At 69.9% G+C, this 12,150-nt stretch carries 27 protein-coding genes; 24 read left to right on the top strand and 3 right to left on the bottom strand.

Annotation, left to right across the window (positions count from 1 at the left end):
* Positions 1-32 precede the first annotated feature (32 nt).
* The 3 genes from ELY19_RS00580 to ELY19_RS00570 are packed head-to-tail and all read right to left on the bottom strand — an operon-like array spanning position 33 to position 2,154.
* A complete protein-coding gene (locus ELY19_RS00580) occupies positions 33-701 on the bottom strand; it encodes a hypothetical protein (protein WP_126194467.1) in 669 nt (222 codons plus the stop codon).
* Entirely contained in the window at positions 698-904 is a 207-nt protein-coding gene (locus ELY19_RS00575; RefSeq protein ID WP_164711475.1) for a type II toxin-antitoxin system HicA family toxin, read from the bottom strand. The genes ELY19_RS00580 and ELY19_RS00575 overlap by 4 nt, the downstream gene beginning before the upstream one ends.
* Before the next feature lie 38 nt (positions 905-942).
* On the bottom strand, positions 943-2,154 hold the full coding sequence (locus ELY19_RS00570; protein ID WP_126194465.1) for a helix-turn-helix domain-containing protein: 1,212 nt from the start codon (positions 2,152-2,154) through the stop codon (positions 943-945).
* A gap of 197 nt (positions 2,155-2,351) precedes the next feature.
* Between ELY19_RS00570 and ELY19_RS00565 the strand changes: the two genes are divergently transcribed.
* The 24 genes from ELY19_RS00565 (at position 2,352) to ELY19_RS00455 (ending at position 11,996) form a co-directional block, all read left to right on the top strand.
* Positions 2,352-2,627: a hypothetical protein gene (locus ELY19_RS00565; protein WP_126194464.1), complete on the top strand. Its 276-nt coding sequence runs from the start codon at positions 2,352-2,354 to the stop codon at positions 2,625-2,627.
* A 63-nt stretch (positions 2,628-2,690) separates the two neighbouring features.
* Positions 2,691-3,575 carry a phage antirepressor KilAC domain-containing protein gene (locus tag ELY19_RS00560; protein ID WP_126194463.1) on the top strand — a complete coding sequence of 295 codons (885 nt, stop codon included), beginning with the start codon at positions 2,691-2,693 and terminating at the stop codon, positions 3,573-3,575.
* Positions 3,572-3,835 (top strand): hypothetical protein, encoded by a 264-nt coding sequence (locus tag ELY19_RS00555; RefSeq protein ID WP_126194462.1) that lies wholly within the window; start codon positions 3,572-3,574, stop codon positions 3,833-3,835. Before ELY19_RS00560 ends, ELY19_RS00555 begins: the two co-directional genes overlap by 4 nt.
* Positions 3,832-4,119 (top strand): hypothetical protein, encoded by a 288-nt coding sequence (locus tag ELY19_RS00550; protein ID WP_126194461.1) that lies wholly within the window; start codon positions 3,832-3,834, stop codon positions 4,117-4,119. The genes ELY19_RS00555 and ELY19_RS00550 overlap by 4 nt, the downstream gene beginning before the upstream one ends.
* Positions 4,116-4,322: a hypothetical protein gene (locus tag ELY19_RS00545; RefSeq protein WP_126194460.1), complete on the top strand. Its 207-nt coding sequence runs from the start codon at positions 4,116-4,118 to the stop codon at positions 4,320-4,322. The genes ELY19_RS00550 and ELY19_RS00545 overlap by 4 nt, the downstream gene beginning before the upstream one ends.
* Positions 4,319-4,576, top strand: a complete 258-nt coding sequence (locus ELY19_RS00540) for a hypothetical protein (RefSeq protein ID WP_227967094.1) — start codon at positions 4,319-4,321, stop codon at positions 4,574-4,576. The genes ELY19_RS00545 and ELY19_RS00540 overlap by 4 nt, the downstream gene beginning before the upstream one ends.
* An 82-nt stretch (positions 4,577-4,658) precedes the next feature.
* Positions 4,659-5,030 (top strand): hypothetical protein, encoded by a 372-nt coding sequence (locus tag ELY19_RS00535; RefSeq protein WP_126194459.1) that lies wholly within the window; start codon positions 4,659-4,661, stop codon positions 5,028-5,030.
* Entirely contained in the window at positions 5,027-5,215 is a 189-nt protein-coding gene (locus ELY19_RS00530) for a hypothetical protein (protein WP_126194458.1), read from the top strand. Before ELY19_RS00535 ends, ELY19_RS00530 begins: the two co-directional genes overlap by 4 nt.
* Positions 5,212-5,397: a hypothetical protein gene (locus ELY19_RS00525; RefSeq protein WP_126194457.1), complete on the top strand. Its 186-nt coding sequence runs from the start codon at positions 5,212-5,214 to the stop codon at positions 5,395-5,397. The genes ELY19_RS00530 and ELY19_RS00525 overlap by 4 nt, the downstream gene beginning before the upstream one ends.
* Positions 5,397-5,783 (top strand): hypothetical protein, encoded by a 387-nt coding sequence (locus tag ELY19_RS00520; RefSeq protein ID WP_126194456.1) that lies wholly within the window; start codon positions 5,397-5,399, stop codon positions 5,781-5,783. Before ELY19_RS00525 ends, ELY19_RS00520 begins: the two co-directional genes overlap by 1 nt.
* A complete protein-coding gene (locus ELY19_RS00515) occupies positions 5,783-6,088 on the top strand; it encodes a hypothetical protein (protein WP_126194455.1) in 306 nt (101 codons plus the stop codon). Before ELY19_RS00520 ends, ELY19_RS00515 begins: the two co-directional genes overlap by 1 nt.
* The gene (locus ELY19_RS00510; protein WP_126194454.1) at positions 6,085-6,585 is read left to right on the top strand and encodes a hypothetical protein; all 501 of its coding nucleotides are present in this window, start codon (positions 6,085-6,087) and stop codon (positions 6,583-6,585) included. Before ELY19_RS00515 ends, ELY19_RS00510 begins: the two co-directional genes overlap by 4 nt.
* Positions 6,582-6,722, top strand: a complete 141-nt coding sequence (locus ELY19_RS23295; RefSeq protein ID WP_164711474.1) for a hypothetical protein — start codon at positions 6,582-6,584, stop codon at positions 6,720-6,722. Before ELY19_RS00510 ends, ELY19_RS23295 begins: the two co-directional genes overlap by 4 nt.
* Positions 6,723-6,756: 34 nt before the next feature.
* Positions 6,757-7,005 carry a hypothetical protein gene (locus ELY19_RS00505; protein WP_126194453.1) on the top strand — a complete coding sequence of 83 codons (249 nt, stop codon included), beginning with the start codon at positions 6,757-6,759 and terminating at the stop codon, positions 7,003-7,005.
* Positions 7,002-7,730 (top strand): ERF family protein, encoded by a 729-nt coding sequence (locus tag ELY19_RS00500; RefSeq protein WP_126194452.1) that lies wholly within the window; start codon positions 7,002-7,004, stop codon positions 7,728-7,730. The genes ELY19_RS00505 and ELY19_RS00500 overlap by 4 nt, the downstream gene beginning before the upstream one ends.
* Complete coding sequence (locus ELY19_RS00495) at positions 7,727-7,957, top strand: hypothetical protein (RefSeq protein WP_126194451.1); 231 nt, start codon at positions 7,727-7,729, stop codon at positions 7,955-7,957. The genes ELY19_RS00500 and ELY19_RS00495 overlap by 4 nt, the downstream gene beginning before the upstream one ends.
* Positions 7,954-8,190 carry a hypothetical protein gene (locus ELY19_RS00490; protein ID WP_126194450.1) on the top strand — a complete coding sequence of 79 codons (237 nt, stop codon included), beginning with the start codon at positions 7,954-7,956 and terminating at the stop codon, positions 8,188-8,190. The genes ELY19_RS00495 and ELY19_RS00490 overlap by 4 nt, the downstream gene beginning before the upstream one ends.
* On the top strand, positions 8,187-8,549 hold the full coding sequence (locus tag ELY19_RS00485) for a hypothetical protein (RefSeq protein WP_126194449.1): 363 nt from the start codon (positions 8,187-8,189) through the stop codon (positions 8,547-8,549). The genes ELY19_RS00490 and ELY19_RS00485 overlap by 4 nt, the downstream gene beginning before the upstream one ends.
* A gap of 2 nt (positions 8,550-8,551) precedes the next feature.
* A complete protein-coding gene (locus ELY19_RS00480; RefSeq protein WP_126194448.1) occupies positions 8,552-9,025 on the top strand; it encodes a single-stranded DNA-binding protein in 474 nt (157 codons plus the stop codon).
* Between the two features lie 5 nt (positions 9,026-9,030).
* A complete protein-coding gene (locus ELY19_RS00475; RefSeq protein ID WP_126194447.1) occupies positions 9,031-9,219 on the top strand; it encodes a hypothetical protein in 189 nt (62 codons plus the stop codon).
* Positions 9,216-10,184, top strand: a complete 969-nt coding sequence (locus tag ELY19_RS00470) for a DNA cytosine methyltransferase (RefSeq protein ID WP_126194446.1) — start codon at positions 9,216-9,218, stop codon at positions 10,182-10,184. The genes ELY19_RS00475 and ELY19_RS00470 overlap by 4 nt, the downstream gene beginning before the upstream one ends.
* Positions 10,181-10,624 (top strand): HNH endonuclease, encoded by a 444-nt coding sequence (locus ELY19_RS00465; RefSeq protein WP_126194445.1) that lies wholly within the window; start codon positions 10,181-10,183, stop codon positions 10,622-10,624. The genes ELY19_RS00470 and ELY19_RS00465 overlap by 4 nt, the downstream gene beginning before the upstream one ends.
* A complete protein-coding gene (locus ELY19_RS00460) occupies positions 10,624-11,553 on the top strand; it encodes a hypothetical protein (protein ID WP_126194444.1) in 930 nt (309 codons plus the stop codon). Before ELY19_RS00465 ends, ELY19_RS00460 begins: the two co-directional genes overlap by 1 nt.
* A complete protein-coding gene (locus ELY19_RS00455; RefSeq protein ID WP_126194443.1) occupies positions 11,550-11,996 on the top strand; it encodes a hypothetical protein in 447 nt (148 codons plus the stop codon). The genes ELY19_RS00460 and ELY19_RS00455 overlap by 4 nt, the downstream gene beginning before the upstream one ends.
* Positions 11,997-12,150: the final 154 nt, after the last annotated feature.

Raw genomic sequence — 12,150 nt, 5'->3', positions numbered from 1 at the left:
TACGGACCGACAGAAAACGCTCTGACCAGGAACTACACGCGTGTAAGTTCCCGATGCACAACGTCGCGATCAGGCTTCGGGAGGCGCTGCCCCATGCGCTCGACGTCGGCGGCCATCGTCGCGCGGATCGCGTCTTCGATGGTCGACTCGGGCGTGAGTCCCAACGCCTCAGGGTTGTAGCCGTCCGTGGAGTCGAAACCGGGCACCGAGTAGGGCATGTTCCAGATGACCGGCCCCGCCTGTTCGTCGGGCTCCTGGGCGATCACGATCATCGTCGCGACGTCCTTCTCCCGGAGTTGATCCCGGATCCAGCTGAGGCTGTCGGACCGTACCGCGCTGATCACCAGGCGCTCACCGGTGTCGAGGGTGCGCTGCTGAGCGCGGTCGCTGTCGGACCAGGCGCCGGCGACGATGGCCGCCCCCGCGTACCCGGCGAGTCTGGCGCGTTCCTCGGCGTGCTCGTCGTCGGCGAATCGGACTAGGTATTCGTTGCCTGCGGGGTCTTCGAGGGCGTGCTCCTCGTGTGTGATCACGCGCGGTTCGGGTAGGTTCCCGATGCCCGCGAACATGAGGATGTCGGCGGTGTCGCGAATGATGCTGTCGGCGGTGGCGCGGCCACCGACGAGGCCTGGGAGCTGTGGGCTGTGGATGGCCCAGCCGAGGTCGCCGTAGGTCGTGAGTACGACGTGCACGTCGGTCATATCCCTGCCACCTTCCTGGCTTGGTCCATCGTCAGCCCCACCTGGTTGACCAGTATGTCCCTGAGCACGCGCGGAGGAACGGTGTCCCCGTTGTGGTACGCCCAGGTTATCGCAGGTCTGGCCTCCGCGACGAGGGTCACGTGACTGCCGGACTGCCGGGCGCGGCGATACCCGAGCTGCTTCATGAGGATCTTCTTCAACACGTGGCTGGCCTTGTGGGCAGGCCAGGGCGAGGCCATCATCACGCCCCGCCCTCCGGGCCCTCGGGATCGGGGGTCTCGCCGGCTTCGTCCTGCCGGCGTCGGATCTTCCGGCCGACCGGCTCGTCGCCCAGGTCGCGGGCTGCCCACCTTTCGCTTTGCCGCAAGGCCCCCGCCTGGCTGCGGTGATCCGCAAGGCGATGGACCTGCGCGGCAACCGGCTGCTGGATAGCCGCTGCTGCTCCAGCGAGAAACGCCTCTGTTTGAGCGAGGCCTTGTTCGTACTCGGAGTAGATCCGGGCGTCGTCGTCGCTGACTGAGACCCCGCCTATCGTGGTGCGTCCAGAGCGATTCGCCCGTAGACGGTCGTACATTTGGTGCGCTGTTGATAGCGCAGCCACCATGCGATCGGCGGCCTCGTTGATCCTGCCGGAAACCGCCTCGACATCGTCTTCAGTCAGGGCGACCAGCTCCGTTCGGGGCTTGCGCGCTCCTTCGATGAACTCATCAAGGAGTGCGATCCAGGACGTTGCGAGGACGTCGAGGTAGGCAGCCCTGTGAGGGGTGATGCGCTTGAGCCCGTTGGCCCATTGGACTGCGGTGTCGATGGTCTCACGCTCGGAAGCGATCAGCCCGGCCACCATTTCTGGAGTCGTCCCTACAGCCCCAACAACCAGGTCCGCTGTTGCGAGTGACTCTCGTAGGAATGCGTCTGTTGCCTGCTCGGCTTGGTCGATCGCTCCGACGAAGGTGATCGCGAGGAGTTCCAGGGGGTCCTGGACCATCTCCGCGTAGGCGACCGCCGGGTGCTGCTCGATGGCGGTTTTCAGTTCGCTTGCGCCGAGACCGGCGTAGGCGGTCTTCTGGTCTTCACTCGCCTGGTCCTGGGTGTCCTCGGACGAGCCCGGCGTACCGGTTCGGTCGGATCGTTCAGCATCGGTAGCTCCTCGCGTAGCGACGATGCTCTTGATGAGCTCGTCGAGTGCTCGGCGCTGGGGATCGTTGAGCAAGTTCGCTTCGGGCGGAGGGCTGTACGGGGCGGCCTCGCCGCGTGGCTGCCCAGCCGCTTCACGAAGCTGCTCGATGGGGATCTTCAGCGCATGAGCGATCTTGTCGAGGGTGTCGAGCCCAGGGGCACGGTCACCACGCATGATCCCGTCGATGGTTCCGGGCGCCACCCCGACCGCCTTCGCGATCTGCCGGTTGGACTTCTCCGGGACCTTCGCTCGGATCAGGTCGGCTAGGTCGCTCACGGCTACAGACTCTCCCGGCTGGTTCGGCTACATGGCAACCATCACTGTATCCGGCACGGATACAGATAACGCGCATGTAGTTCCGTGACATGCAGGTGGGCGCGCGCAACTTCAGGTTGCGTGCGTATCTGTTTCCGGATACAGTTGCGCAGTGCCTAGCGAGGCGCTAGGCTCGCAGATACGTCAAGGAGGCGGGCATGAACATCACGGAGAGGAGGTTGTGGGTGAAGCTCATCAGCCGAGACGCGCTCCGTCAGTACATGGAATTCCGTGGCGAGACCAATGTCTCGCTCGGCACCAAGGCGGGCGTCAGCAAGGCGATCGTCGGGCACCTGCGTAGCGGACAGCGGTCCACATGCAACGGGAAGACGGCGGCCGCGATCGAGCGCGCGCTGAACGCGCCCCCGGGGTCTCTTTTTTTGGCCGAAGTGCCTACTGCGCATGTGCGCACGAGGCGCACGGCGGCGGCATAGAAATGGCCCCCACCTGCGGGAACAGGTGAAGGCCGATCGACAACCAATAGATAGGAGTCTCAGGTGTCAGACCTGACCTTACCGGACGCACGGAACGAGCGGGACCAGCTCGCCGGGCGTACGGATGTGCTCGACCGGGTGGGCGTGCTGCGCACCCTGCCTGACGGGGTGCATGTGAGCACGCCGATGATCGCCGAGTTCTACGGCGTACCCGTCGAGACCGTGAAGAACACTGTGAAGCGGAACCGCGAGGAGTTCGAGTCGGACGGCTACACCGTCATCGCCCGGGGAGAGGTCGGGTTCAAGATGAACCTGACTCCCGCCGACCTGGGGATGCCGGACACGGCGCCGTCGCTCGCGCTGTTTCCCCGTCGCGCCGTCCTCCGCGTGGGGATGCTTCTCCGCGACAGCGAGACGGCCCGCGAGGTCCGCACCTACCTTCTCGACGCCGAGCACGACGCTCCTGCCCGGCAGCTGTCCGAGGACGAGAAGCTGTTCGAGGCATTCCAGATCCTCACGCGTCGCAACGACGCGCTGACGGAGAAGAACGCCGCGCTCGTGGAGCAGATCGAGCACGACCGCCCCGCCGTCGAGTACGTCAACACCCACGTGATCGTCGACGACGACGTGATGCTCGTGAAGGACTGGGGCCGCACCTACGGGCTGACCGAGCCGCAGGCGTTCGCGCTCCTCCGCGACGAGAAGGACCTGATCTACCCGAAGCACTTCGAGCGGTGGTCGGAGAAGAAGGGCTGCAAGGTCGTCGAGACCGAGTACCGCCCGCGCGCCGGGAAGCGCTCGTTCACCTGGTTCGACGTGAAGGAGCAGCGGCACGCTCCGCGTCGGAACAACGGGCAGGCCCGCAAGACGCTGTACGTCAAGGCCATCCACGCGGTCGACCTGGCGCGCCTCGTGGGCCTCCTCCCGAACCTGGAGGTGGCGTCGTGATCCCCGTCTTCGACGACGACCGCTCGACTGACGCGGAGTACGCGGGGGAGCGGCACATCGACCACGAGCAGATGGTCACCATGCGGGTCGACGCGACCGACCAGTGGATCAACGTGCCCGTGCGGACGGTGCTCGACGACCAGGGGTGGCACTTCGAGATCGGCCCGTACAGCGTGGTCGGCTCGGATGCGACGAAGCTGATCAACGAGCTCGCACACTACGGACGCCAGTCCGGCGAGTTCAAGGCGGTCGAGCGATGACCACCACCGTGACCCCGTCGTACTCGGACTACCTGGATGCCCGGTTCACCCTGGATCACATCGGCGAGCACGACTACTCCGAACTGCGTCTCGCCCTGCAGTGGGTGAACGAGTTCGAGACCGCCGTCCGGGATGCGGTCGCCGCCAGATTCGCGGACCGTGTTCACGCCGACGACGGCCGGATCATCAGCCCCGCCTGGGACGACCTCGAGCAGTGGCAGCAGGACGCCTTGTTCGACGCAGCGATGGTCGGTGCCCGCACGGCCCAGGGCGGTGCGCGGTGACCGCGGCGCTGGTCCGCGCGCTCCCGCGGGAGGACGGCGGCCCGGACGACCAGCTCGATCTGCCGATGAATGTGGTCGACCTCGCCGGCTGGTTCGTCGGCGCGGACGGCGCGCTGATGGGCCAGGTGGTGCTGAACCACAGGGACTTCGCGGAGCCGTACGAGATGGCGCTCCCGGCGGACCGGATCGAGGTGATCGCGTGAGCGAGCCGGAGCGGATGACGACCGCGCAGATCGAGCACGAGCTGACGACGTACGCGGCGACGACGGTGATGGTCACCGCGGACGCGTTGGGCGTGGGCCGGACGCACATGTACGCGGCGGCGCGGAAGGCGTGCGACAACGCGGAGGGCCGCGGGTTTCTGGCGGCGGGTGTGCCGGTGCTGCGGATCGGCGGCCGGTACTCGGTGCCGACGGCGCCGCTGCGCGCCGCGTTGGGGCTGGGGGTGGCGGCGTGAACGGGCTGACGTTCCTCGGGCTGGCTGCTCTGGTCCCGACGTGGCTGTTGATCTACAGCCTGCACGAGCGGGAGGCGGGTCGATGACGCCGGCTGATCAGCAGGTGGACCTGGTCGTCGCGGCGCAGGCCAGGGTTCGCGCGCTGACGGCGCAGGACCTTGTGGACCGCGCACGTTCCCGGATGGAGTCGGTGCCGGGCCCGCTCGGCGGCCCGTGGGATCGGTGTGAGCTGAACGCGGGCGCGGCGACCGCGCTGGCGCAGGAGCTGCTCGACGAGCGGGCGGAGCGCCTCCGCATCGCGGGGCGGGTGCACAACCTGGCCGGGGACCTCGAGAAGTTCCTGACGCAGTGGACCGCGGACGACCTGTCGGACTTCGGCCTGGTGCAGCAGGTGGAGACGGTGATCGAGCTGCTGCAGAAGCAGGTCGCCGCGCTGAAGGCGGTCGTCCGGTGAGCGCGGAGGCGCAGCTGGCGCTGGCGGTGCTCGTCGCGGGCCTGCTCGTCGTGGCGGTGTTGTCGGCGGCGATGGCGGTGCTGCAGCGGCGCGCGGACCGGGCGGAGGCCGAGGCGGATGCGGCGGTTGAGGCGCGTTTCGGCCGGGACATGGCGGGTCTCGCGGAGGAGCAGCACCCGAGATGACCGGGTTCCGGGCGCACGAGCTGGTGAAGGTGGCCGGCGCGTTCGGCCACGTGATGAGGGGCCCGTTCAGCACGGGCGGTGCGCGCCGCTGGTCGGTGCGGATGTTCGACGGCCGCGCCGTGCTGGCGCGGGAGGACGTGATTTTCAGCGCCGAGAGGCGCAACAACGACGAGGAGCTGTGATGAGCAGGAAGACGATGAACCGGCTGTGGGTGGCGGCCGCTGGCGTGTTGGTGGTGGCGAGCTGCGCGGTTCCGGCGTGGGCGGAGCCGGCGCCGATCGACGACGGGTCGGGCCCGCGGTCGGTGGGCGCGCAGATCGACGACGGAAGCGGCACGCCCGGCCCGAGCTTCGACACTCCGGTGTCGATCCCGAGCGTGGGCGAGAAGCCGGCGAAGCCGGATGACGACGCCACCGAGGAGGAGGTCGAGGCTTACGAGAAGGCGCTCGCCGCCTACGAGGCGCAGGTGCAGGCCCGCGACCGCGCGGCGGCGCTCGAGCGTGCCCGGCAGATCGCGAAGGAGTACCGCGAGTGCATCGCCCGCGCGAACCCCGACGAGGTGTGCTGATGACCCCGGAGCAGGAGATCCGGCTCGCCGCCCTCGAGGTGGCGTGCGACTGGGCGGGCGACCACGCGCTCGAGGGCCGCGGGCATCCCGGCCCGGGTGCGGTGATCAACACCGCGGAACGGTTCGAGCACTTCATCGCGAGCGGGCAGACGGTGCTGCCGTCACGGTGCCGGTGCGAGGAAGACCCGGAGTCGGCGGTCGGCGATGTGTACGACGTTCTGTCGCACGACGGCATGGATGCGCTGAGGACTCGCCTGGCGGGCCCTACTCCGCTGACCGACGCCCTGCACCGGGGCCTCGCATGACCGCCCCGGTGCAGGGCGAGACGCGACGGACGCGGCTGACCGACCGCGAGGTCCAGTCCCTGCGGAAGATGATCGGCTGGCGCGAGGACTGGATGGGGCGGGCCCGCCCGCGCGCCGAGCGCGCGCCGGAGGTCCAGGAGCGCGAGACCCGGATGCGGGCGTGGTTCGCCGCCGAGGGCATCGACCCGTTGCAGCCTCTGCCGAAGGGTGTACGTCCGCGGGCGATGGAGGCGCTGGGCATCGAGTCGGTGGAGGCGTTCGCGTGGTCACTGCGGAACATCCGGGACCGAACGGAGCGCGCGGACCGGCGGGCGGGGCGCCCGCGTGACCCGGTGGTGGTGAAGCGCATCGAGGCGATCGAGGCGTACTTCGCGGCGGCGGGAATCGATCCGCTGCGGGCGTTGCCTCATGGCGCGAGGCGGGATTGCGCGGCCGCGCTGGGCATCACGTACGTGCAGGTGCAGCACGCCATGACCCGGATCAGGGGTGCGCGGTGATGGGGAGCTTGCTGTTCGCCGGATGGGTGTTGTTCGCGCTGGTCCTGGGCTGGCTGTTGGAACCGGGGCCGAGCGGCCCGACGAACACGGGGCTGGACGTGCTGCCGCCCACGAACGACGAGGAGGACGAGAGATGAGCGACGACAAGATGATCGAGGAGGAGAGACCGCGGTGCTCGACGTGTACGGGCGGCTCGCGATGCAGACCGCGGTGGCGAAGGTCGTGAAGGGCGAGGTCGACGCGACCCGCGCGCTCGCGGCGGCCAGTCTGCAGCCGGGGGACCGGCGCGCGGCGCGGCACGACGGAGTGAAGCTGGGCGCGGTCACCCTGACCGACCCGTCGTGGCAGGCCGCGGTGACGGACCGGGCCCGCGCGCTGCTTCAGGGCGCCGCGATGCCCGAGCTCGGGGGTGCCGCATGACCGCGACGACGCAGCCGACTGTCTACGAGGCGTTCGCCGCCGTCATGGGCGCCGTGCAGGGCATCCGCAAGGGCGAGCGCGCCGAGAGCGGCCCGGCGCGGTTCAACTTCCGCGGCATCGACGCCGTGATGAACCATGTCGGCCCGGCGCTCCGCGAGCACGGCGTCGTGATCGTCCCGACCGCTGAGCACATCGAGGTCGAGCGGTACCCGACGAAGTCCGGCGGGCAGATGAAGAACGCGACGGTGCGGATGCGGTACACCGTGTTCGGGCCCGCCGGGGACTCGTTCGCCGGGGTCGCGTTCGGTGAGGCCGCGGACGCCGGGGACAAGGCGGTCAGCAAGGCCCAGAGCGTGGCGTACAGGACGTTCCTGCTGCAGGCGTTGACCGTGCCGACGGATGAGCCGGACCCGGACCTGTCGGTGCACGAGCGCGCGGCCAGACAGGACGCGCCGCAGTCCGCGCCGCCGGATCCGCTGCAGATGGCGAAGGACCGGCTCGGCGCGGCGTGCCGCACCGCGGGCGTGGCACCGCAGACGGTTATCGACTGGGCGATCACCCCGTCGGGGCCGAACGGTGGTGTCGCGCTGAACGTGTGCACGGATCCGAAGGTGTTCGACGCGCTGGCGAAGCGGGTGCGGGACGGTGGGTTCGCCGAGCCGACGCCGGATGAGGCCAAGGCTGCGGTTCAGGGCGAGCTCGGCGGAACCGAGGTGCCGGCATGAAGCTCTACAACGAACTCGAGCCCGGAATGGTCGTCGGCGCGGCCTTGCATCTGGATCCGTGGGGTGAGCACGCCCCGATGGGGCAGGGGGTCGCCGACACGGTCACCATCGGCATCGACCCTGGCTGGGTGGCCGGTAAGTCGCTCTCTGGCATGTCGTCGCCGGACGGACTGCGCGAGCTGGCCGCGCATCTTCTGGTCCTCGCGGACCGGTTGGAGGAGTCGTGACTGCCCCGCAGGATCTGCTGGCGCACGGCCGGATGCAGCGCGACGACGCGATGCCCCCGAACCGGGTGGTGCTCGCGGCGGCGAAGCGGCTGCAGCAGGCGTGCGAGCTGGTCCTCGACGGAACCCCGGCGACGGACCTCACCGTCGACGCGCCGCCGTGGGACGACGTGCCGGCGGAGCAGCGAGAGACGTGGCTGTGGCTGGCCCGGGTAGCGCTCGGAGTCGAGTCGTGACCGGCGAGGTGCTGAACCCGGTGGACATCGAGCAGGCGATCCGAGGGATCGCGAACCGCATCGCGGCGGGCGTGAAGGTCTGCTCGGACCGCTACGAGGCATTTCTCACTGCGGACCGGGACTACGACCGGGCGTTCGCCGGCGCCTACCTGGCCCACGACGGCGCCGCGCACGAGCGGAAGTACGCCGCCGAGCTCGCCACGCACAAGCAGCGGGAGACCCGTGATGTCGCTGACGCCGCGTACCGGTACGCGGACCGGCAGCACCGGGCCCTGCAGGACGAACTACGCGCCTACCAGTCGGTGGGCGCCTCCATCAGACAGATGTACGCGGTCGCTGGCCGCGGAGAAGGAGCATGACCATGGCGAACGAGACCACCCTCACGATCATCGGGAACCTCACGGCCGACCCGGAGTTGCGGTTCACGCCGTCGGGTGCCGCGGTCGCGAACTTCACCGTCGCCGCGACGCCGCGCACGTACGACAAGGACACGCGGGAGTGGAAGGACGGCGACGCGCTGTTCATGCGCTGCAGCGTGTGGAAGGAGCAGGCGGAGAACGTCGCCGAGTCCCTGACGAAGGGCTGCCGGGTCATGGTGTCGGGCCGGTTGAAGCAGCGGTCGTACGACGACCGGGATGGCAACCGGCGCACCGTCGTGGAGCTCGACGTGGAGGAGATCGGCGCGTCGCTGCGGTATGCGGTGGCGAAGCCGGTCCGCGCGGCCCGCGGTGGACAGCCGGCGCAGCAGCGTCCCGCGCAGCAGGACGATCCGTGGGGTTCGGCCCCGGCCGGCGGCGCGTTCGGCGGCTCCGACAACACCGACCCGCCCTTCTGACCGCCATGTACGGAACGAGAGCGCTCAAGGAGGCGCAGGCGGATAGCGAGAGGGCGTGGCGTCGGTTCTGCCACGCGGTGCAGAACGGCGGTGTGCGGGCGGTGGAGGCGGCGGAGCTGGATCTGCGCGCGGCGTGGCGTCGGTTCGACCGGGTGAACGCTGCGGCGTCGCTGGACGAGAGGTGGGCGGCATGACCATCACCGCGACCGACCTATTCGCTGGCGCTGGCGGGAGCTCGCAAGGACTCTCCGACGCCGGCATCCACGTGGAGATCGCCGCGAACCATTGGCCCACGGCTGTCGCGACGCATCAGAAGAACCACCCCGGGACCGAACACCGGACGGCGGACCTGTCCGAGACCGACTGGCGCTCCTTCCCGTCGACGGACATCCTGTGGGCGTCACCGTCGTGCGTGTGGCACGCCCGCGCTGGCGGCCGGAAACGGCCCCCGGCGGAGGTGGAGCGGTTACGCGCCGACGCCGGTGCGATAGACCGGGCGACCGCGTTCGCTGTCATCGAGGCGGCGGAGGTGCACCGGTACCCGGTGATCTTCTGGGAGAACGTGCCCGAGTTCCTGAAGTGGTCGCTGCATCCGTGGTGGCTGGAAGGGCTCCGCACCCTCGGGTACCGCACCGACGGGGAGATGATCCTCGACGCCGCCGACTTCGCGCACGGGCAGCACCGGCTGCGAGCGTTCGGCGCCGCGACCCTCGACGGGGTCGAGCTGGACCTCACGCCGCCCGAGCTCGAGCCGGTGTTCGCCGCGGACATCCTCGACCTCGACCGTGGGAAGCCGGTGGAGCGGCGCTTGTACGTCGCCGACCAGATCGACGCGATCACCGAGCCGGGCGTGCCGCACCTGGTGACGTACCGCCGGAACGCGCGGCCGCGCCGGGCCGATCGGCATCGGCTCGCCACGGTCACGGCCGGCGGCAACCATCACGCGGTGGCGACCGTCGACCACGACGGCCGGCAGTGGCACCGGATGCTGACCAACCGCGAGTGCGCCCGCGCGCAGGGCTTCCCGGACTCGTACGAGTTCGTGGGGAAGTCGGAGGACGTGAAGCGGCAGATCGGGAACGCGGTGCCGGTGAACGTGGCTCGGTGGCTCGGTGAGCGCGCGGCCCTGGCCCTCGGCGGAGCGGCGGTGGCGGCATGAGCCAGATCAAGCCGCGGCCGGACCGCCTCGCGAAGCCTGTCTCCGCGCGCGGCCCGCGCCGCCCCGAGGGGTTCCCCCGCGCGGTCCGTGAGCTGATCCTCGAGCGCGCAGGCGGGGTATGTGAGCTCTGCGGCGCCCTGCCGGTGGATCAGGTGCATCACCGGCGGCCGCGGGGGCTCGGCGGTACGTCGGACCCTGCGGTGAACCGGGCGGCGAACGGGCTCGCCCTGTGCTCGTGGTGTCACGACGTCATCGAAGGCCGGTCTGTGGAGCACCCGCAGCTGGGCCGGGTCCGTGGGTCGCGCGCGGAGTCGGAGCGGAAGGGCTGGCTTATCTCGCGGCTGTCGGTGGACGGGCCGTGCGAGGTGCCGGTGTGGACGGCCGTGGGGTGGGTGCAGCTGTCGGACAGCGGCGCGAAGAGACGAATCGAGGTGCCCTGATGGTGTGGTTCAAGGTCGACGACGCGCTGCACTCGCATCCGAAGGCGCGGCGCGCGGGTCTCGCTGCGATCGGGTTGTGGGCGCTCGCGGGGTCGCACTGCATGGCGTACCTGACGGATGGGTACGTGGAGCGGTGGGTTGTGGAGTCGTGGCCCGATGGCGTGGCGCTCGCCGGCCGCCTGGTCGATGCGGGGCTGTGGGACACCCACCCGGACGGCGGCTGGATGTTCCACGACTGGCGGCTGTATCAGCCGACGAAGGCCCAAGTGGATGAGGACCGCCGGAAGGAGCGCGAGCGTAAGGCTGCGTGGCGCGAGTCGAAAAGATCAGGGACGGACGGTGGGCGTCCCGGTGGGACACCTGGCGTCAGTCCGGGGGGCGGTCCCGGTGGGCGTCACGGTTCCCCGACCCGACCCGACCCGACCCGACCCAGCACGCCTAACGGCGTGCTGCCTGACGCGCGCGCGGACGATGGGCGTCCCGATGGGACAACCGCGTTCGGTGATGGCACCCCGATCCCGCCGGAGCCGGACGACGACCGCGCCGAGCTCATGCTCGTCACCGACGACGCGCCGGTCGTGGAGATCGCCAGCCGCGCCCCGAAGGTCCACGTCGGCTCGTCGGTGCTGACGCTGGTCCGCCAGCACGTGCCCGCCGGGATCCCGAAGGACGTGCAGCGGAAGGTCGCCGAGCAGGCGCAGCGGATGGCGAACGATCCGAACGTGGACCGCCGGGACCTCGAGGCGGCGCTGACGGAGTGGGCCAGAAGATCCGACGCCGGCCCGGGGCTGCTGCCGCACCTGGTGGCGGATGCGGCGCGGGCACGGCAGGGCGGCAAGGCCGGGGCGGCCAGACCGGAGCACAAGACCAGGACCCTCGCCCGGCTCATCGCCGAGGAGGAGTCGAACGACCAGAAGGGGATCTCATGACGGTGGATCGGGCGGGCGCGCTGCGGGTGCAGATGTTCATCACGGGCTGGCATACGCGGACGGCGCCGCGGGTGGACGACGAGGACGCGGTGAAGTTCGTCGCGGACGTGTGGGCGAAGGCCCTGAACGATCGGCGGGTGTCTCTGGCGGATGCGTTGGCCGGTGTGGAGGAGCGGGCGATGGCGGATCCGTCGGCGTCGGCTCCGGAGTTGGCGGAGGTCATCGCGGCTGGTCTGCGGGTGCGGTCGCGGCGGGTGAACGCGGCCATCGACCGGCGGGCGATCGGTGCGGGCTCGGACGGCGCCGAGGTGTATCCGGCGACAGCGCTCGCGGTGGTGTGCCCGGAGTGCGAGGCGCCGGCGGGGGAGTTGTGCCGGATCGACGTGGATTCGGGCCGGGTGATCTACGCGCGGAGGCCGTGCCGGTCCCGCACGGAATCGTGATCGAAATGTGTTCTCGGACAACAGGTAGCGGCCGTTGGGCCGATAGAATGGAAGGACCGGAGGTGGTCGGAATGCGAAGAAGCTCAAGGTTTTACGCTCCAAGTGGACTGTCGTTCGCGGAGGAGTCGGTGCGTGCGGATCGGCATCGGGCGGC

Source organism: Tsukamurella paurometabola (genome assembly GCF_900631615.1).
In the GTDB taxonomy this organism is placed as follows: Bacteria; Actinomycetota; Actinomycetes; order Mycobacteriales; family Mycobacteriaceae; genus Tsukamurella; species Tsukamurella paurometabola_A.
This window is presented reverse-complemented; position numbering and strand designations above follow the sequence as displayed.